The 17,652-nt window shown below is 66.1% G+C and carries 20 protein-coding genes; 16 read left to right on the forward strand and 4 right to left on the reverse strand.

Annotation, left to right across the window (positions count from 1 at the left end; all coding sequences use genetic code 11):
• Positions 1-116: 116 nt before the first annotated feature.
• Both RB623_RS05965 and RB623_RS05970 read left to right on the forward strand, forming a co-directional pair.
• A complete protein-coding gene (locus RB623_RS05965) occupies positions 117-452 on the forward strand; it encodes a hypothetical protein (protein WP_308055860.1) in 336 nt (111 codons plus the stop codon).
• Between the two features lie 21 nt (positions 453-473).
• A complete protein-coding gene (locus RB623_RS05970) occupies positions 474-920 on the forward strand; it encodes a hypothetical protein (protein ID WP_308055861.1) in 447 nt (148 codons plus the stop codon).
• Positions 921-1,339: 419 nt separating this feature from the next.
• On the opposite strand, the gene RB623_RS05975 is transcribed toward RB623_RS05970, so the two are convergent.
• Positions 1,340-2,089 (reverse strand): diacylglycerol kinase family protein, encoded by a 750-nt coding sequence (locus RB623_RS05975; RefSeq protein ID WP_308056194.1) that lies wholly within the window; start codon positions 2,087-2,089, stop codon positions 1,340-1,342.
• 414 nt (positions 2,090-2,503) lie between these two features.
• Between RB623_RS05975 and RB623_RS05980 the strand changes: the two genes are divergently transcribed.
• From RB623_RS05980 to RB623_RS06010, 7 genes are all read left to right on the forward strand, one after another.
• Positions 2,504-3,550: a PRC-barrel domain-containing protein gene (locus RB623_RS05980; protein WP_308055862.1), complete on the forward strand. Its 1,047-nt coding sequence runs from the start codon at positions 2,504-2,506 to the stop codon at positions 3,548-3,550.
• 231 nt (positions 3,551-3,781) lie between these two features.
• A complete protein-coding gene (locus RB623_RS05985) occupies positions 3,782-4,714 on the forward strand; it encodes a VOC family protein (RefSeq protein ID WP_308055863.1) in 933 nt (310 codons plus the stop codon).
• An 11-nt stretch (positions 4,715-4,725) separates the two neighbouring features.
• Entirely contained in the window at positions 4,726-5,358 is a 633-nt protein-coding gene (locus tag RB623_RS05990; protein WP_308055864.1) for an alpha/beta hydrolase, read from the forward strand.
• The gene (locus RB623_RS05995; protein WP_308055865.1) at positions 5,351-5,641 is read left to right on the forward strand and encodes a GNAT family N-acetyltransferase; all 291 of its coding nucleotides are present in this window, start codon (positions 5,351-5,353) and stop codon (positions 5,639-5,641) included. Before RB623_RS05990 ends, RB623_RS05995 begins: the two co-directional genes overlap by 8 nt.
• Positions 5,642-5,721: 80 nt before the next feature.
• A complete protein-coding gene (locus RB623_RS06000; protein WP_308056195.1) occupies positions 5,722-6,711 on the forward strand; it encodes a proline racemase family protein in 990 nt (329 codons plus the stop codon).
• A gap of 153 nt (positions 6,712-6,864) precedes the next feature.
• The gene (locus tag RB623_RS06005) at positions 6,865-7,314 is read left to right on the forward strand and encodes an OsmC family protein (protein ID WP_308055866.1); all 450 of its coding nucleotides are present in this window, start codon (positions 6,865-6,867) and stop codon (positions 7,312-7,314) included.
• A gap of 23 nt (positions 7,315-7,337) precedes the next feature.
• On the forward strand, positions 7,338-8,357 hold the full coding sequence (locus RB623_RS06010) for an NADP-dependent oxidoreductase (protein ID WP_308055867.1): 1,020 nt from the start codon (positions 7,338-7,340) through the stop codon (positions 8,355-8,357).
• 23 nt (positions 8,358-8,380) lie between these two features.
• Here RB623_RS06010 and RB623_RS06015 read toward each other — a convergent pair whose 3' ends face one another.
• The 3 genes from RB623_RS06015 to RB623_RS06025 all read right to left on the reverse strand — a co-directional run bounded on the left by RB623_RS06015 (position 8,381) and on the right by RB623_RS06025 (position 11,293).
• Complete coding sequence (locus tag RB623_RS06015; protein WP_308055868.1) at positions 8,381-9,499, reverse strand: P1 family peptidase; 1,119 nt, start codon at positions 9,497-9,499, stop codon at positions 8,381-8,383.
• A 363-nt stretch (positions 9,500-9,862) separates the two neighbouring features.
• Positions 9,863-10,855 carry a Tim44 domain-containing protein gene (locus tag RB623_RS06020; RefSeq protein ID WP_308055869.1) on the reverse strand — a complete coding sequence of 331 codons (993 nt, stop codon included), beginning with the start codon at positions 10,853-10,855 and terminating at the stop codon, positions 9,863-9,865.
• A 123-nt stretch (positions 10,856-10,978) separates the two neighbouring features.
• Complete coding sequence (locus RB623_RS06025; RefSeq protein ID WP_308055870.1) at positions 10,979-11,293, reverse strand: zf-TFIIB domain-containing protein; 315 nt, start codon at positions 11,291-11,293, stop codon at positions 10,979-10,981.
• A 361-nt stretch (positions 11,294-11,654) separates the two neighbouring features.
• On the opposite strand from RB623_RS06025, the gene RB623_RS06030 reads away from it, so the two are divergent.
• The 7 genes from RB623_RS06030 to secD all read left to right on the forward strand — a co-directional run bounded on the left by RB623_RS06030 (position 11,655) and on the right by secD (position 17,443).
• The gene (locus RB623_RS06030) at positions 11,655-11,831 is read left to right on the forward strand and encodes a hypothetical protein (RefSeq protein ID WP_308055871.1); all 177 of its coding nucleotides are present in this window, start codon (positions 11,655-11,657) and stop codon (positions 11,829-11,831) included.
• A gap of 2 nt (positions 11,832-11,833) precedes the next feature.
• The gene (locus tag RB623_RS06035) at positions 11,834-12,226 is read left to right on the forward strand and encodes a hypothetical protein (protein WP_308055872.1); all 393 of its coding nucleotides are present in this window, start codon (positions 11,834-11,836) and stop codon (positions 12,224-12,226) included.
• On the forward strand, positions 12,226-13,146 hold the full coding sequence (gene dapA / locus RB623_RS06040) for a 4-hydroxy-tetrahydrodipicolinate synthase (RefSeq protein WP_308055873.1): 921 nt from the start codon (positions 12,226-12,228) through the stop codon (positions 13,144-13,146). Before RB623_RS06035 ends, dapA begins: the two co-directional genes overlap by 1 nt.
• Before the next feature lie 288 nt (positions 13,147-13,434).
• Positions 13,435-13,632, forward strand: a complete 198-nt coding sequence (locus tag RB623_RS06045) for a hypothetical protein (protein WP_308055874.1) — start codon at positions 13,435-13,437, stop codon at positions 13,630-13,632.
• Positions 13,633-13,665: 33 nt separating this feature from the next.
• Entirely contained in the window at positions 13,666-13,935 is a 270-nt protein-coding gene (locus tag RB623_RS06050; RefSeq protein ID WP_308055875.1) for a hypothetical protein, read from the forward strand.
• Between the two features lie 326 nt (positions 13,936-14,261).
• The gene (locus RB623_RS06055; protein WP_308055876.1) at positions 14,262-14,657 is read left to right on the forward strand and encodes a hypothetical protein; all 396 of its coding nucleotides are present in this window, start codon (positions 14,262-14,264) and stop codon (positions 14,655-14,657) included.
• Between the two features lie 251 nt (positions 14,658-14,908).
• Entirely contained in the window at positions 14,909-17,443 is a 2,535-nt protein-coding gene (gene secD / locus RB623_RS06060; protein ID WP_308055877.1) for a protein translocase subunit SecD, read from the forward strand.
• Positions 17,444-17,652: the final 209 nt, after the last annotated feature.

Here is a 17,652-nt window from a genome sequence, read left to right on the forward strand (position 1 = left end):
TCGACATTCCTGTTCCTCTCGCCTTTCAGAACACAATTTCGTAGCTTTCGTTCCGGCCCGCAGGAACCACGTCTGGGCCGGAACGTTTCGATCCGTTCAACCGAAGGAGTGAGCCAATGGCAGCCGCAACAGGGAAGACCGCGAAATCCGAAATGGAGACGCCGGTGTCGCCGGATCTGGAAGCCGATATCCGGCAGTTGCGGGAAGATATCGCCAGGCTCACCGAGCAACTGGCCAAGACCGGGCAGCATTCCTACGGCGCGGCGCGGCGTGCGGCGTCCGAGGGCGTCGAACAGTTGAAGGCCCAGGGCGAGGCGGCGATGGAAGGTCTCAAGACCAATGCCCGCGACATCGAGGACCAGTTGACCTCCGCCGTGCGGGAGAAGCCGATCACCTCGCTGGCGATCGCTGCCGGCATCGGATACTTCCTGGCTCTGCTGTCGCGTCGCTGACACATAAGCGCGGGAGAGGGGATGCTCGCCTCACTGATTGCCGGCCTGGCCACCGGAGAAACACTGGCGGCACTGCGCCGGGCAAAGCGCGCCGCCATCGCCTATGCCGCTGCCGGCGTTCTTGCCTTGGTCGGCATCGTTTTCCTCCTGGTGGCCGGCGCCATCTGGGCCGCCGAACGCTACGGCGCCACCGAGGCGACGCTTGTCATCGGCGTTGCTTTCCTTGTGCTCGCCGGCCTGGTCCTGATCGTCCACAAGCTTACATCGCAGGCTCGCGCCAGGGCCGCCGCACGACGGCGCAACCGCGATTTCACCAAGGCCGCCGTGGCCGCCGGCATCGCGGTCGCGCCGGCCCTGTTGCGCGGCCGCGCCGGAACGGCCGTTCTCCTCGCCCCAGCCATCGCGGCAATCGCCTATGCGATCTATCGCGAGAACAGCAGGCCGGACGATCCCGGCGAAGAAAGCTGACTGGGCACGCCCTTCCCGCTCCGGCGTTGCGGACGCGAGATTTGGGGCTGAACCTGTCCGGTGAAATCGGAACCTTGCCTCTGGCGGAACATTCACCTCGCGAGACCCCGCGCATGCCCGCAGGAGAACACGAGGAGACCGTCCATGCAGAAGACCATACCTACCGACAAGGCGCGGCAGGGCCGCTGGGGGCATCAGGTGCTCGTCGTGCTGATCGTGCGCTCATCCTCGCCATGGGCGTCTGGGCCGGCCTCGCGATATGGGGGGAGACGATCGACCCGCCTGCCCAGGATGTGCGGACGGGCGCTCCGGTCGGGGATGTTCCAGCAGAGACCGCTCCGGGCGGCAATTTGCCGAGCGCGGCGCCGACGACCGCCCCGAGCGGGGGTGCGACCGGCGGCTAGGCCGCCGACGTCACGTCAGCCGCCCGCGAAGTCTCCCGCCGCCGCGGCCTTCTTTTCCGCGCTCGGTACGAGAACTTTCAGCGCCTTCTTGTGGATGCGGATGCGCGTAATCTCTTTCAGCGGATGCAATTCGCCATCGATCACGCAGCGGAATTTCCGGCTTCCGGACAGCAGCTTGAGTTCGGCTTCCTCTGCCTCATGGATTTCCACCTGGTCGTTATCCTTCCATCGTCCCCGCGCCAAGTTGGCGGCCAAGCGCAGCAATTCGCCGCGCTCCTTCGCCACCGTCACATAGATGCCGAGCACCCCGCCGTCCGGCCGGTCGGCATAGGGCAGATGTCCCTCGCCGAACAGATTGTTGCTGATGCCGATGCCGGAGATGCGAGTGACGATCTCGGCGCCGCCGATGGTGAGTTGCACGCGCATCGACGGCGGTTTCATCACGGTCCGGTAGGCCGCCCTCACCGACGCGCCTATCTTCCCCAGCCTCGAGGCGAATTCCATTTTCTCGCGCAGCACCACCATCTTGGCGTGCAGGCCGATCGAGAACTGGTGCACGAAGGGCTTTCCGTCGGCGCTTGCCAGGTCGACCGCCTTGATCTCGCCGGCGGCGAATGCGGCCAGTGCGTCCTCCAGCCGTTGCGGAATGCCCAGGCCGCGCGCGAACAGGTTCATGGTCCCCGCCGGCAGGACGGCGAGCGCCTTGTCGGTATCCTTGAGAGCCGCCGCCGCCGCCGAAATCGTGCCGTCGCCACCCCCGGCCAGTACAACGTCGACGCCCGGGCGTCCAGCTTCAGCGCCGCTTCGATGTCCCTGCCGGAGACGATGTCGATTTCAACGGAGTGACCTGCGGCCTCCAGTTCGGACGACATCCGCCCGGCGAATGCTTCCAGATCGGTTGTCCGCAACGTGCCCCCGTCGCGGTTGAGGACAGCAATGAACCGCAAGCGCCTCACTCCCTTCGGAATAGGAAAATAGGGGTTCGGGAACGGTGCTGGCGCAAAAAAGTTCCGTCCCCGCAATGGCTTGGCCAAGATGTGGGGCACGGCGGGCGCGTTGGAGTCGGGAACCGATCCGGAAGGACAACGTTGTGCAAGGGTGACGGCACGCCCGGCTTCCCCCGCGACGGTTCCGCCGGGCGTGTCAGTGCATGGGATTCACGCACAAGGAGAGAGTATCATGGTCCGCAAACTTTTGGCTACCACAGCGATCGTCACCCTTCTGACCGGCGCCGCCTTCGCGCAGGAGGCCACCACGCCGGCGCCGGCCGCCCCGGCCACCGAGGCTCCGGCCGCGCCGGTAGTGAAGTCTGACGGTTTCCTCGCCACCAATCTGATCGGCGAGACCGTCTATAACGGCACCGCCGACGACGCCGAGAATATCGGCAGCGTCAATGACGTCGTCATTGGCTCAAACGGCCAGATCGAAGCAGTCGTCGTCGGCGTCGGCGGCTTCCTCGGCATCGGCGAGAAGAACGTCGCCATGAATTACAGCGACATCAAATGGGCCGAAAAGGATGGCGACCGCTGGATCGTGGTGAACGCCACCAAGGATCAATTGCAGGCGCTGGCCGAGTTCGACCGCCGCCCGTTTGATCCTGCCCCGGCAGCCGACACGACGGCGATGGCGCCGGCTCCGGCCGATACGACCACCGCTCCGGCGCCGGCCGACACGACCGCCGAGGCTCCGACGCCGCCTGCCGATGACACCATGGCTGAGGCGCCCGCCGACACGACGGCTCCGGCTCCTGCCGATGAGACTGCGCTGGCCCCTGCCGCTCCGGCGGAAGATCCCGCCCAGGCTCCGGCCGACACCACGGCCCAGGCTCCGGCCGACACGACCGCACCTGCACCCGACCAGACCACGACCGGCGCGATCGACAAGTCGACGCTGACCGAGATGCCGGCCGGCGACATCCGCTCGGAGGAACTGGTCGGAACGACCGTCTACGGCGCGAATGACGCCGATCTCGGCGAGATCGGCGACGTGGTGCTGACACGGGACGGCAAGGTCGACGCCATCATCATCGACGTCGGCGGCTTCCTCGGCGTCGGCGAGAAGGAGGTTGCGATCGGCATGGACAACCTTGCCTTCATGACCGACAAGGACGGCAACAAGTACCTCTACACGACCTTCACCAAGGAACAGCTCGACGCCGCCGCGGCCTACGACAAGAGCACCTGGGCCGAGAAGCGCGACGACCAGCGCATCATCATGATGCAGTAATTCTGGTTCCCCGTGATCCAAAGGACCCCGCGCCGGAAACGGCGCGGGTTCTTTTGCGTGTCCATCGGCACGTCGATTCAGCCTCTCCAATTTCGTGAACGATTTTCCTCGATCGTCTCTGGATCGTGAACAATCCATTCTGCGTTCGGCGTCTTTCCGCCCAGCCGGTTTTGCCCGACATAGGGGTCATCCAAGCGGCATGGGCCGCAAGACCGAAGAAAGGGCAAAGACATGCTCGACCAGATCAAGGGCCTGCACCACGTCACCTCCATGGCCAGGGACGCGCGCGAAAACAACCAGTTCTTCACTCACAAGCTAGGCTTGCGCCGGGTCAAGAAAACCGTGAATTTCGACGCGCCGGATGTCTACCACCTCTATTACGGCGACGAGAAAGGCACGCCGGGTTCGGTGATGACCTATTTCCCGTTCCCCAACATCGGCAAGGGCCGGCCCGGCGTCGGCGAGGTGGGCACCACCGTCTTCGCCGTGCCGAAGGGCACGCTCGGCTACTGGGAAAAGCGTCTCTCCGACCAGGGCGTCGCCAATATCTCCCGCGAGAAGAGCTTCGGCCAGGACCGCCTGCATTTCGACGGCCCGGACGCCGACAGTTTCGCGCTCGTCGAGGTCGCCGATGACGATCGCGCGCCGTGGGCGGAAGGCGGCGTTCCGACCGACGAGGCGATCCGCGGCTTCCATTCGGCCTCGCTCAGGCTGCGCGACGGCGGCGCCACCGAGGAACTGCTGAAGTTCATGGGTTACCAGAACGTCGACACCTCCGGCAACGTCAAGCGCCTGGCGATCCCTGGCGGCAACGGCGCCGAGACCATCGACATCGAGACGGTGCCCGGCGCGTCCTTCGCCGACCTCGGCGCGGGCTCGGTCCACCATATCGCCTTCGCGGTGGAGAACCGGGCCAAGCAACTGGAAGTCCGCAAGGCGCTGATCGACACCGGCTACCACGTCACGCCGGTCATCGACCGCGACTATTTCTGGGCGATCTATTTCCGCACGCCCGGCGGCGTGCTGTTCGAGGTCGCCACCAACGAGCCCGGCTTCGACCGCGACGAGGACACGGCGCATCTTGGCGAGGCGCTGAAGCTGCCGACGCAGCACGCGCATCTGCGGCCGTATCTGGAAAAGCACCTGCAGCCGCTCGGCGCCTGAGGAGATCCGTCATGGCAATCGATTCCTACACCTACAAGCGCCTGCCCGGGAAACCGGGCGGGCCACTGCTCCTGGCCTTCCACGGCACCGGCGGTGACGAGAGCCAGCTTCTGTCGCTGGGCCGCGACCTGCTGCCCGAGGCGAGCGTTGTCTCGCCGCGCGGCGATGTTTCGGAACATGGCGCTGCGCGCTTCTTTCGCCGCACGGGGGAGGGCGTCTACGACATGGACGACCTTTTGCGCGCGACGCAGAAGATGGCGGGTTTCGTCTCGGCTCATGTCAAGGCGGAAAAACCTTCGGCCGTCGCCGGCATCGGCTATTCCAACGGCGCCAACATCCTGGCCTCCGTCGTCTTCGACCGGCCGGACCTGTTCGATGCTGTAGTGCTGATGCACCCGCTGATCCCGTTCGAACCGAAGATCGCGAGCGGCCTTTCCGGCCGGCGCATCCTGATCACCGCGGGCCGCCGCGACCCGATCTGTCCGCCGGAACTGACCAACCGCCTCGCCGCCCATTTGCGTGCACAGGGCGGGGATGTAACACTGGAATGGCACGAGGGCGGACACGAGGTGCGCCCGGCCGAGATCGAGGCGGCAAGGCGCTTCCTTGCCGAACTGAAGCAAGGAGAATCGAGCCATGTCTGACGCCGCCATCGAACTCGAGGACACCGGCTCGAAGGGCCGCTACCTGTTCAAAAATGCCGGCGCCGTGGCGGAGATGACCTTCTCCAAGGCGGGCGAGCACATGATCATCATCGACCACACAGAGGTGCCGGATACGTTTCGCGGCCAGGGCGTCGGGCTCAAGCTGGTGACGCGTGCCGTCGAGGATGCCCGCGCCGCCGGCAAGAAGATCATCCCGCTCTGCCCCTTCGCCAATGCCCAGTTCCGGCGTCATCCGGAATGGGCGGACGTGCTGAAGTCGTAGGTGACCGGCCGCTCGGCGATATTGACGGTTTTGGGAGGGATGCCGTGAGCCAACCAATATCGGCAATCGAAACGGTCGAGATGCACACCGGCGGCGAGCCGGTGCGCATCGTCACGCGCGGTTATCCGCCGATCCCCGGCGCGACGATCCTGGAAAAGCGGCGATTCGCCCGCGAAAACCTCGACCATCTCAGAAAACTGCTGATCTTCGAGCCGCGCGGCCACTACGACATGTATGGCGTCATCCCGGTCGAGCCGGATCTGCCGGGCGCCGACATGGCGGTGCTGTTCATCCACAATGAAGGTTATTCGACCATGTGCGGCCATGCGGTGATCGCACTCGGCCGCTATGCCGTCGACACCGGCATCGTGCCGGCGAAGGCGCCCTTCACAGAGGTCGCCATCCAGTGCCCCTGCGGGCTGGTGCGGGCACGGGTCGAGGTGGCGAAGCGGGGCGAAAACTTCGTCACCGGCGCGGTCTCGTTCGAGAGCGTGCCGTCCTTTGCCTTCGCGCTGGACGAGAAGGTCGACGTGCCCGGTCTTGGAAAGCTGACGCTCGACATCGGCTACGGCGGCGCATTTTACGCCATCATTCCAGCGTCCGCAGTCGGCCTCGATGTGCGCTCCTCGCCCGTGGCCGCACTGGTCGAGGCGGCGGACCGCATCACCAAGGCGACGGCTGCCGCGATCCCGCTCGAGCATCCGGACGACCCCGACCTCGCCTTTCTCTACGGCACGATCCTGACCGACGGGCGCGACGCCTTTTCGGATGAACTCACCCGCAATGTCTGCGTCTTTGCCGAGCGCGAGGTCGACCGCAGCCCGACCGGCAGCGGCGTCTCGGCGCGCATCGCCGTGCAGGTTGCCAAAGGCCAGGTCGCCGTCAGCCAGGCGAGGCAATTCGAAAGCATCACCGGCGCGGTGTTTTCCGGAAAAGCCCTGCGAGCAGAACCTTGCGGCCGCTTCAACGCGTTGCAGGTCGCGGTCGGCGGCCGGGCGCATTATTCGGGACGTTCGACGTTTACCCACGAGGATGGCGACGAACTCGGCAAGGGTTTTCTGCTGCGGTAAGTGACGGCGCCGACACGCCGCATGGAGAACGGATTTTCCATTTTATCACGCCGGCAGCAAAACCCTCCGATGGCGACGACCGCGCGATAGGCTAAGTTATCCGCAACCGTTGTGGGTCGGCTTTGGTCTGACCGTCAGCATACAGGAGCCGCGATGTCCGCCGAAGCCAAATCCCTGATCCGCCCCACCGGCGCGAGTGCCGTGCTGCGACCCCGCCAAAGCCCGGTCGTGACCTCGGCGACCGGCGGCGAGGTAACGCTGTCGTCGCATGTCAGCACGCCCGGCTTCAGTCCGGTCGACCTGCTTTACGGCGCGCTGGCCGGCTGCCTGGTCATCAGCGCGCGAGCCGCCGCAGCGAAGCTCGGCGTGCTGGAGAAACTGGGGGACGTGGAAGCAAAAGTCACCGGCCGCAAGGCGGCGGAAGGATTGTCGCGGGTCGAGACCTTCCACGTCGAGATCGAGATCGGCGGCGACATCGACCCTGCCGTCAAGAAGCAGATCGCCGAGGCTGCCGAGGACGAGATCTGCACCGTCAGCAATACGCTGCGGGGACATCCGTCGATTGAGGCGCTGCTCGTCGACAGCACCGCCGTATCGGCTTGAATTTCCAGCGGAGAAAAAAGCCAATGACCGCCGAAGCCAATCTTCGCATCGTGCTGGCGGCGCGGCCGCACGGCCGTCCCACACCCGCCGACTTCCGCCTCGAGCGGACGGCCGTGCCCGAGCCCGCCGAGGGGCAGGTGCTGCTGAAAATCCTCTACCTGTCGCTCGATCCCTACATGCGCGGCCGTATGGATGCTGCCAAATCCTACGCAAAGCCGGTCGAGGTCGGTCAGGTGATGGAAGGCGGGACGGTGGCGCGTGTCGAAAAATCGCGGAATCCGGATTTTTCCGAAGGCGACATCGTGCTTTCCCATTCCGGCTGGCAGGGTTTTGCGCTCTCCGACGGGGCGGGCCTGCGCAAGCTCGATCCCAAGGCCGCGCCGGTCTCGACCGCACTCGGCGTGCTGGGCATGCCGGGCTTCACCGCCTATGCCGGCCTGCTGACCATCGGCCGGCCGAAGCCCGGCGAGACCGTGGTGGTCGCGGCGGCGAGCGGCGCGGTTGGCTCGGCGGTCGGCCAGATCGCCCGCATCAAGGGCGCGCGGGCCGTCGGCATCGCCGGCGGCGCTGAAAAATGCCGCTTCGTGCGCGATGAGCTTGGCTTCGACGCCGTTGTCGACCACCGCGCGCCGGATTTTCCGGAGCAGTTGAAGGCGGTCTGCCCCGACGGCATCGATGTCTATTTCGAGAATGTCGGCGGCCCGGTGTGGGATGCGGTGTTTCCGCTGCTCAACGAGTTCGCGCGCGTGCCCGTCTGCGGCCTGATCGCGCAATACAACAAGACCGACCATGCCGGCGCCGACCGGCTTCCTGTCGTCATGCGCGCAGTGCTCACCCGCAGCCTGACGATCCGCGGCTTCATCCAGCGCGAATTCGCCGACCAGCGGCCGGCCTTCCACAAGGAGATGGCCGATTGGATCGCGACGGGCCTCGTGCGTTACCGCGAGGATATCGTCGACGGGCTGGAGAATGCGCCCGAATCCTTCATCGGCCTGCTCGAGGGCAAGAATTTCGGCAAGCTGGTCGTCCGGGTGGTGGGGTAGAGCCGATTGGCCCTGATTGCCGCCTATCCCGCGGTCGGAAAATTGCGCGCCAGCCAGGCCTTCGGCAGGGCCGGGACAAAATTGCCGTCGCGGCCGGTCATGTCCTCATTGGCGACCATGCTGTTGAGGATCGCTTCCTCGGTCGCCTGCACGACCGCGTCGAAGAACGGATCGATGTCGACGTCCGGCACATAATCGGCCCGCGCCAACTTTCCAGACGGCGCGGCCGCCGCTTCCGGATTGGCGGTAGAGAAGGCGAGAAATATGTCGCCGGAACTGTGGTAGCCCAGCCCGCCGGTCATCGCGACGCCGAGCGGCACGCGACGCGCCAGCCGCTTCAACTGATGCGGCAGAAACGGCGCGTCCGTCGCCACGATGGCGATGATCGAGCCCTTTTCGGCGCGCGGCGTGCCCTCGACGATCTTCGGCTCGGCGAGTTCGTCGCCGGCTCGCCGTCCCCGGATCGTGAGATTGCGGCGCTTGCCGAAATTCGACTGCACGAACACGCCGACCGTGAATTTTTGGCCCTGCCAATCCACCACCCGCGACGAGGTACCGGAGCCCGCCTTGAAGCCGAAGGTGATCATGCCGGTACCGCCGCCGATGCTGCCTTCCTCGACCGGGCCGGAGGCGGCTGCGTCCAGCGCCTGCGCCACATGTTCGAAGGTCACATGATGGCCGTTGATGTCGTTCAGAAAGCCGTCATAGGTTTCGGCCGCAACGGGCAGGCCCCAGGCGCTCTCGATCGCCTCCGGCAACGCCCTGGACAACCAGCGCAGCGTGCCGTCGCGGGTGACGCCGCAGGAATGCGTGTTGGTGATGGTGATTGGGAAATTGAACGCGCCGATTTCTTCGATGAGATGCGAACCGGTCAGCTCGCCATTGCCGTTGGCGCTGAAAATGCCGGAAAACACCGGCGTCGCGAGGTCTTTCACCGGCCGCGGCAGGATGGCGGTGACGCCGGTGCGGACAGGCCCGTGGCCAATTTTCAGCGGCCCGTCGCCGGAGACCAGCGTCACAAAACCCACCGAGACGCCCGGCACGTCGGTGATGGCGTTCCACGGACCGGGTTCGCCGCCGAAGGGGATGCCGAATGACCGCGCGCGCGGTTTTCCGGCGGGCGTCCTGAGGTGTGGGTTCATCAATTGCTTCCCGTGGCCTTCGTCCCGTGAGCGGGTTTAGGCTCCTTGTATTGCCCCTCTCTTGGATTTTCCACGACTTAGCGTCGCTTGTTCCTCGCCCTTCGGGCTTCGGCGCTCCGCTAAGATCGTGAAAATCCATTCTCCCCCGCAAGGGGGGAGATAACGCGCTTCGTCGTTTCTGCCGATAGCCAACTTCGAAGATTGGCGAGGAGATCGCGGCAGCGCTTCTATCTCTCCCCGTGCGGGAGAGAAAGCGATTTCAACATCTTAACCGAGCGCCGAGCCCGAAGGGCGAGGAGGACGCGAGGTTAAGTGTTAGAAATCGCAAGTGAGGGGCTTTTCCCGCTTTCCGGCCCCCGATGCTCAGCCCTGCACTTCCTGGATCGCCGAAAGCTGCCAGTCGGTGCCGCGGCGGCGGGTGAAGGTCCACAGCTCTGTCGTCTCGGTGGCCTGCTCGGGGTCGCCGTCCACCACCTCGCCGGTCGCCCGATCACGCATCACGTCGACCGATTCGTAGCGCAGCGCCGCGGTCGCATAGTCGCGGTCTCCCTCGCGCCAGGCCTCGGCGATGTCGGCCTGCACCAGATGCACGTCCGACACGTCGTTGCGCACACCGTTCTTGGCGTTGTCGGCCAGTTCCTCCGAGAGGTAGGAAACCATCTCGGGCGTCACCAGCCGGCGCAACGCCGTGTGGTCCTCGCGCCCGAACGCTTCCTGCACCTCGGTCAGCCGCTGCTGGAAGGTGTCGAGGTCGTCCTGCGACAGCTCGATCTCTTCCTCCTCCACAGCGGGCGCGCCGCCGCCGAGACCGCCGCCGATGCGCGGGATCTGGAACGAACCGGCCTTCTGGCGCCCGTCATCCTGGCCTGCTTCGCTGCGGCCTAAGCCGGCATTGGCGCCCGCCATGGCCGGCTCCTGACGGCGGTTGGAGCGCAGGAAACGCATCACCAGCATGATCGCGCCGACGATCAGCAGCGCCTGGATCAGGAAGCCGAATATGCCGGCGAGCCCGCCAAAACCCTGGCCGAGCAGCAGGCCGATGAGGCCGCCGATCAGCAGGCCGCGCATCAGCGATCCGCCAAGCCCATTCATGAAGCCGCCCGGCCGCTGCGCCTGTGTGGCCTGCGGCTGGCGCGTCGCCTGGTTGGTGCCGGTGTTTGGCGTCATCGAGCGCTCCACCGGCGCGGTCGGCTGCGGGGCCGTGCGGGTCGGCGGCGCCGACTGGAAGGTGCGCGTGCCCCGGCTGCCGAAACTGCCGCCGCGGCGGGCCTCGGCATAGTCGACGCTGAACAACGAGAACGCCATGAACAGCGCGGCCATCAAGGCAAAGCCCCGGCCGGCCTTCGAATTCAACATTTCATTTCCTCCAAATTCATTTTCGTCAGGCGCCGCTATCCGCGTCGCCGTGATGACGTGCCGCCGGCGACATCCGAAACCGTTCGATGGAGTTCCGGTGCGGCCGTCTGATGACCTTGCCGATCAGTCGAACAGTTCCTCGAAGAACGATTTTTTCCGCTTGCGGTACTGTCCGTGCGAGCGCCCGTCGTCATAGTCGCGGTCGCGATGGTCGCGCTCCTGCCCGCGATAGGGCTGCTGCGCGGCCTGCTGCGGCGGTGGCGGAGCGGCGGCGGCCGCCTCACGACCGCTGCGCTCGATGATCTTGTCGAGTTCGCCGCGGTCGAGCCATACGCCCCGGCACTGCGGGCAATAGTCGATCTCGATGCCCTGGCGTTCGCTCATGACAAGCGCGACGCGGCAGGAGGGACAGACAAGGCCAAGGATTTGGGTCGACATGCGGCACTCCGTTTGCTTCGGCGCCCGCCCCGATCGTTGCAAAGCAGGCCCCAAGAATACGGTCCGACATCGCCGCCGCAATCGCGACAGCCAGAGGGGCCCGGTCCGCGCTCCTGATCTGGCAATGTCGCGGGCAAGTTTCAAGCCCTTTTCGCGACGGAATGACTACAATCGCTACGCCTGTCAGGTCCGGCCACATGCGTTCTTTATGCGCCCGCCGGCCGCCTCGCCTCGAATTCCTATGCCGGACGGCATTAGTTCGGCATCCATCCGGCGTGAGGTTTCGGCCATGTCGGCGCAAAGCCGCCGGCTGCTCAAGCGCAGATCCCTGCGGTGTTCACGCCTTGCTGAGGTGTCTTTCATGTCCCCGCTTTCCACCCCTTCGACCATCCATGGTGGCCCGTCCGCGCGAGTGCGGCTTTCCGGCCGGCTGAAGGAAGCGCTGCTGGAGGTTGCCGTCCTGTCGCTCCTGCTGGCGGCGGCGACCGCCGTTGCGGTGCTGCCGGTGCTGGCCGGCGTCTGGCGGCATCTGCAATAGCCGTGGCTTCCGCCGCCGACCTGAGCGGCCGCGTCGCCGCCTGCCGCGCGTTGCGCGAGCATCTTTTCTGGGAGGCCGCGCGGACCCTCGCGCCGGCCGTCGGAGACGCCGCGCCGGGCCGTGGCCGCGCCCGCTTGGCGGCCCTCACTGAGGCCGGCGCATTGGTCGAGGCCGTGCTTGCCCTGATCGGCACGGCGACGCCGGGGCGATCGGTGCGCGGCATGCGGTTTTCCGCCGGCCGATGGACCTGCACGGTCGACCGCGCAACGGGCGCCCGCTTCTCCGCGACGCATGCCGACCTTGCCGCGGCCCTGCTCGCCGCCTTCATCCGGTCCTGCGCAGCCGTCCGGCGGCGCCGGGTCGCGCGCCCGCATCAACCGGAGCTTCGAACCTGATGAACCCCGACGATTTGCGAAGCCGCCTGGGCGGCGCCATGACCGCGCTGGTCACACCGTTCCGCGACGGGAGCGTCGACCGGCCAGCGCTGCGGGCGCTGGTCGAGTGGCAGGTCGAAGAGGGCATCGCCGCCCTCGTTCCGTGCGGCACCACGGGCGAAGCGCCAACCCTGTCCTTCGACGAGCGCGTCGCCGTCATGCGGGTCTGTGTCGATGCCGTCGCCGGTCGCATCCCGGTCCTCGCCGGGACCGGCACCAACGACACCCGTTCCACCATCGCGCTGACGTCGGCGGCGCGGGCCTTCGGCGCCGACGCGGCGCTGATCGTTACGCCCTACTACAGCCGCCCGACTCAGGAAGGCATTTTCCGGCATTTCCAGGCGGTCGCCCGGCAGGTCGACCTGCCGATCGTCGTCTACAACGTGCCGTCGCGCACCGGCGTCGACCTGACGCCGGCGACGCTGGAGCGCCTGGCCTCGATACCGGCGATCGTCGGCATCAAGGACGCGACCGGCGACCTCACCCGCCCGATGGCGGTAAGCCATCAGCTTGGCGAGCGTTTTGTTCAGCTCTCGGGCCACGATGCGACCGCCTTCGGCTTCAATACGATGGGTGGGCGCGGCACGATCTCCGTGGTGTCCAATGTCGCGCCGCGCCTTTGCGTCGACATGCACGACGCCTGTGCGCGCGGCGACGTGCATGCGGCGAGGGCGATCCACAAAAAACTTCGCCCGCTGGTTGCTGCGCTGGAACTCGAATCCAACCCGGTGCCGGTGAAGCATGCACTCCACCTGCTCGGCTGGATCCGGCCGGAGGTTCGCCTGCCGCTGGTGCCGGTCCTGCCGGAAACGGCGGCCTCGATCGACGAGGCGCTGCGCGCTCTGGCGGCGTTTTCGCCGCTGCGGGTGCATGCCGCGTGACGCCGGCTGTCTCTTCCTCGCTTGGCTCGCATGGCTGCCGGGTTGTCGTGGGTCACAGTAAGTAATTCGCGCTGCGACATCACGAGTATATTTTGTAATCCGAGTCATTCGAACATGATATATATCCTATATCAAAAATATACGGAAAAGCTATTCCAGAGGCGGTTGCGACAGATCGAAAATATACGCCGCCTTTTCTAACTTCATGCCTGTGCATCGCTCGCATCGATCGAACCGCCCGCCGGAACTGGCGGGCCGGCATGCGCAGACAGACATGGAGCAACGACGATGTATTCCCGGCTAGGCGTCTATCACCTCGCGCGACAGGCGCGGCAGGCAACACCCGCCGCAACCCCGCCTGGGGCGGATCGGCGCGACCCGCGTTCGGCCGCCTATCCCAACGAACTGGCGATGTTTTTCCGCCTCGGACTTGTTGTGGCCGGTGCCATGACGCTGGCGGCCCTGATCGTCTGGGCGACCGCCTGAGCGCGCCGCATCGGACTCGAAAGGAATTCAGTCATGGAAAGAGCAATCATCCGCAAATCCGAGCCTCCTTCGCGATCCAGCCGTTTCCTCGTCGGCAGGGACGCGCAGGGCTGCTGGGTGGTGCGCGACCGCAAGGGCCTCGTCGGCGGCCTGTTCGCCGACCGTGACGCGGCCGTGCATTTCGCCATGGTCGAAAGCGACCGCGTTCCCGGCGCCGTGTCCTGCGCGCCCGACGACGCCATCGTCAGCCTCGGCCCGGTTTTCGACAGGCCCTCGCGCTCGCGGCGTGCTTCGCGGCATTGATCAGGGTGTAGCGGGTGTGCAACCACACCGGCTCGGCTGATTAGGTTCGTGCATCGCCTTCGCCCCCTCACCCGGCCTCCGCTTCGCTCGGCCACCCTCTCCCCGCTGGGGAGAGGAGGTCGTCAGCGTTGTCGCTTCACCCATCGCCGTTGAGAGGCTGGCGCCAAGGGCGACGAACCTCCTCTCCTCAGCGGGGAGAGGGTGGCCGAGCGAAGCGGAGGCCGGGTGAGGGGGCGAAACTGCGTTAAATCATCTCCGCCCTTGCGGTGGCGGGCGATTGGTGATCAACACATATTTTCTGCGGTCGTGAGGACAAAAAAGGCGGCATGAACCGGGCCAGGCTATACGGAACGAAGGCGACAGGCTTCCTGTCGGCGCTGTTCCTGTATCTGGCGGCGGCCGTCGCAGGGGCCTATGGACCGCTCGCCGCCGAGGCGACCTCGGCCGCGTCGCAATCGCGGACCGCGACCGGCGGCATGGATGCGCGCGACCCGCGCTCGGCACCCGCCGGGCATTTGCGGCAATCCGTCTCCTTCGACAACCGCGAACTCGACCCTGCCACGCCGCAGGGCAATGGCAATGCCAAGGCCCTCCCGCCGCCGACGGCTTCCGCTCTTCCGGAGACGGTTGCGGACAACGCGTCCTCGGCCACCGCCGCCGCGCTTCGGCATTCGGCGCCGCCGCACGGCTACTCCGCCCGCGCGCCGCCGGCCCTGATCTGATCCCATCCGAACAGCGCGGTCTTGTCGGACCGCGCCGATGAAACCGCATTCGTCCGTGCGCCAGGGTCTGTCGAGATTCGGGTCAGGGCAGTCGAAATGGTGGATTTCGGGGTCGCGCAGCGACGAACGGAGCGTACGTTCCGGTACGTGAGTACCGGAAGCGCAGAAAGCCACTATTTGCAGACCGCCTTGGCCTGAATATCGACAGACCCTAGACCGCGCCGGCGATTGCCTGTCACGGTATCAGATTCATGAGAACCTCTCGTTGGTTGGTGGCGACCTATGCCATCATCGTGCTGGCCGGCATCCTTGTCGCCCTGCCGAACCTCTTTTCGCCACAGCAGCTCGCGGCCCTGCCAGGCTGGCTTCCCCACAAGCAGGTCACGCTCGGCCTCGATTTGCGCGGCGGCTCGCATCTGGTGCTGGAGGTGGATTCCAAAACCATCCGCAAGGACTGGCTCAGGGCGCTGCTCGACCAGGCGCGCGACGCGCTGCGCAAGGAACGCATCCAGACGCAGTCGGTGCGGGTGTCCGGCGACGCAATCGTCGCCGTCGTTCCCGACGAAACGCAGCGCGCCAAGGCGCTCGACGTGCTGAAGGAACTGTCCGCCCCGGTGGGCGGCGTCGCCTTCGGAGCGGCACGCGCCGACATCGACGTCGTCGCCAGCGACGACCAGATTCGCCTGACGCCGTCGGAAGCCGGCATGAACGCCCGCCTCGACTCGGCGCTCCAGCAGAGCCTCGAGATCGTGCGCCAGCGCGTCGACCAGGTCGGCGTCGCCGAGCCGACCATCCAGCGCGTCGGCGCCGACCGCATGCTGGTGCAACTGCCCGGCCTGCAGGATCCCAAAGAACTTATCAAGCTTGTCGGCAGCACTGCCAAGATGACTTTCCAGATGGTCGCCGACGTGCCGCAGGGCGCGCCGCCGCCTCCCGGAGTGTCGCTGCTTCCCGATTCCAAGACCGGCGAGACCTATCCGGTCGAGGACCGTGTGGCGCTCGACGGCGCGCGGCTGATCGACGCCCGCGCCGGTTTCGACCAGCGCTCGAACGAGCCGATCGTCTCGTTCCGCTTCGACAGTCTTGGCGCGCGCCAGTTCGCCGAGATCACCAGCGCCAATGTCGGTCGCCCGTTCGCCATCGTGCTCGACGGCAAGGTGCTGTCAGCGCCGGTCATCCGCGAGCCGATCACCGGCGGAACCGGCCAGATCAGTGGCAGCTTCAAGGTCGAGGAAACCGTCGTGCTGTCGGCGCTGTTGCGCGCCGGTGCGCTGCCGGCGCCGCTCACCGTCATCGAGGAGCGCACGGTCGGTCCGGACCTCGGCGGCGACGTGATCAAGATGGGCATCTATACCGGCATTGCCGGCTTCCTCGCGGTAGTGGTGTTCATGGTGGCGCTCTACGGCGCGTGGGGCATGATCGCCAATTTCGCGCTGCTGCTGCATCTGATCCTCACCTTCAGCGCGCTGACGCTGATCGGCGGCACGCTGACCTTGCCGGGCATCGCCGGCATCATCCTCGGCATCGGTTTCGGCGTCGACGCCAACATCCTGATCAACGAGCGAATAAGGGAGGAAACCAAAAAGGGCATGAGCGCCTTCGCGGCGCTCGACAACGGTTTCAAGCGAGCCTACTCGACCATCGTCGACGCCAACGTCACCTCGCTGATCGCCACCAGCCTGCTCTTCATGTTCGGCTCCGGCCCGGTGCGCGGCTTCGCGCTCACCATGGCGATCGGCACGGTGCTGTCGATGTTCACGGCGGTGGCCATCGTTCGCGTGCTTATGACCGAGATCGTGCGGCGCAGGAAGCTGAAGACCATTCGGGTCGAGCCGCTCGTCCGCTTCTTCCCGGAAAAGACGTCGTTCCGCTTCATGAACGCCCGCTTCCTCGGCATCGCCTTCTCGGCGCTGCTGTCGCTGGCATCCATCGGCCTGTTCTTCAAGCCGGGGCTGAACTACGGCATCGACTTCATGGGCGGCATCCAGGCGGAGATCGCCACCTCGCAGCCGACCGACCTCGCCACCCTGCGCGGCACGCTTTCGGGGTTGAACCTAGGCGAGGTCGCGTTGCAGAACATCGGCGACGACCAGCATGTGCTGATCCGCATCCAGCGCCAGGACGGCGGCGAGGAGGCGCAGCGATCGGCGGTCGCCGCGGTTCAGGGCGCTGTGCAGAAGCTCGATCCGGGCGTGAAGTTTGAGCGCACGGAGGTGGTCGGTCCGAAGGTCAGCGGCGAGCTGGCGCAGTCTGGCGTTCTTGCCGTGGTCCTCGCGGCGGCGGCCATGCTGCTTTACATCTGGTGGCGGTTCGAGTGGAATTTCGCCATCGGCGCTATAGCAACGCTGGTGCTCGACACCACCAAGACCATCGGCTTCTTCGCGCTGACGGGGCTCGACTTCAACCTGACGGCGATCGCCGCGTTGCTGACCATCATCGGCTACTCGGTGAACGACAAGGTGGTGGTCTACGACCGCATGCGCGAGAATTTGCGGCTCTACAAGAAGATGCCGCTGCGCGAGCTGATCGACATGAGCATCAACCAGGTGTTTGCCCGCTGCATCTACACCTCGGTGGCGATCCTTCTGTCGATGCTGCCCATGGCCATCTGGGGCGGCAGCGCGGTGGAGAATTTCGCCCTGCCGATGGTGTTCGGCGTGGTGGTCGCAACCACCTCGTCGATCTTCATCGCCGCGCCGATCCTGCTCCTGCTCGGCGATTGGTGGAAGCGCCGCCACGCCCAGGGCGGCGAGCCGGCGGCGGCGGGCACTCCTGCCAAGGCGTAACGGTGAGGTCGACTGCGTGAAATCCGGAGCCGCTCTTTGGGCGGCTCCGGATGACTGGTCGAGATGCTTTCGGCGACCGGTCGCGAACGGCAGCTCGATGAATGATTTTGGCCTCGATCCGCATCGCGGATGGGCCGAAAATCGATAACCAGCCCGAATTCTTAGGGCCCGCGTGAAGCCCGTTGCGCGGTTTCGGCCAGGTCGAAACC

It is taken from the genome of Mesorhizobium sp. LHD-90 (assembly GCF_030929505.1).
Classification (GTDB): domain Bacteria; phylum Pseudomonadota; class Alphaproteobacteria; order Rhizobiales; family Rhizobiaceae; genus Kumtagia.

What these genes read in the sequence shown, in the direction of transcription:
- RB623_RS06055 (WP_308055876.1), top strand. Translation starts at nt 14,262, where the DNA reads ATGAACCGGGCCAGGCTATACGGAACGAAGGCGACAGGCTTCCTGTCG.
- RB623_RS06000 (WP_308056195.1), top strand. Translation starts at nt 5,722, where the DNA reads ATGCACACCGGCGGCGAGCCGGTGCGCATCGTCACGCGCGGTTATCCG.
- RB623_RS05965 (WP_308055860.1), top strand. Translation starts at nt 117, where the DNA reads ATGGCAGCCGCAACAGGGAAGACCGCGAAATCCGAAATGGAGACGCCG.
- RB623_RS06030 (WP_308055871.1), top strand. Translation starts at nt 11,655, where the DNA reads ATGTCCCCGCTTTCCACCCCTTCGACCATCCATGGTGGCCCGTCCGCG.
- RB623_RS05985 (WP_308055863.1), top strand. Translation starts at nt 3,782, where the DNA reads ATGCTCGACCAGATCAAGGGCCTGCACCACGTCACCTCCATGGCCAGG.
- RB623_RS05980 (WP_308055862.1), top strand. Translation starts at nt 2,504, where the DNA reads ATGGTCCGCAAACTTTTGGCTACCACAGCGATCGTCACCCTTCTGACC.
- RB623_RS06005 (WP_308055866.1), top strand. Translation starts at nt 6,865, where the DNA reads ATGTCCGCCGAAGCCAAATCCCTGATCCGCCCCACCGGCGCGAGTGCC.
- RB623_RS06020 (WP_308055869.1), bottom strand. Translation starts at nt 10,855, where the DNA reads ATGTTGAATTCGAAGGCCGGCCGGGGCTTTGCCTTGATGGCCGCGCTG.
- RB623_RS06010 (WP_308055867.1), top strand. Translation starts at nt 7,338, where the DNA reads ATGACCGCCGAAGCCAATCTTCGCATCGTGCTGGCGGCGCGGCCGCAC.
- secD (WP_308055877.1), top strand. Translation starts at nt 14,909, where the DNA reads ATGAGAACCTCTCGTTGGTTGGTGGCGACCTATGCCATCATCGTGCTG.
- RB623_RS05970 (WP_308055861.1), top strand. Translation starts at nt 474, where the DNA reads ATGCTCGCCTCACTGATTGCCGGCCTGGCCACCGGAGAAACACTGGCG.
- RB623_RS05995 (WP_308055865.1), top strand. Translation starts at nt 5,351, where the DNA reads ATGTCTGACGCCGCCATCGAACTCGAGGACACCGGCTCGAAGGGCCGC.
- dapA (WP_308055873.1), top strand. Translation starts at nt 12,226, where the DNA reads ATGAACCCCGACGATTTGCGAAGCCGCCTGGGCGGCGCCATGACCGCG.
- RB623_RS05990 (WP_308055864.1), top strand. Translation starts at nt 4,726, where the DNA reads ATGGCAATCGATTCCTACACCTACAAGCGCCTGCCCGGGAAACCGGGC.
- RB623_RS06025 (WP_308055870.1), bottom strand. Translation starts at nt 11,293, where the DNA reads ATGTCGACCCAAATCCTTGGCCTTGTCTGTCCCTCCTGCCGCGTCGCG.
- RB623_RS06015 (WP_308055868.1), bottom strand. Translation starts at nt 9,499, where the DNA reads ATGAACCCACACCTCAGGACGCCCGCCGGAAAACCGCGCGCGCGGTCA.
- RB623_RS06045 (WP_308055874.1), top strand. Translation starts at nt 13,435, where the DNA reads ATGTATTCCCGGCTAGGCGTCTATCACCTCGCGCGACAGGCGCGGCAG.
- RB623_RS06050 (WP_308055875.1), top strand. Translation starts at nt 13,666, where the DNA reads ATGGAAAGAGCAATCATCCGCAAATCCGAGCCTCCTTCGCGATCCAGC.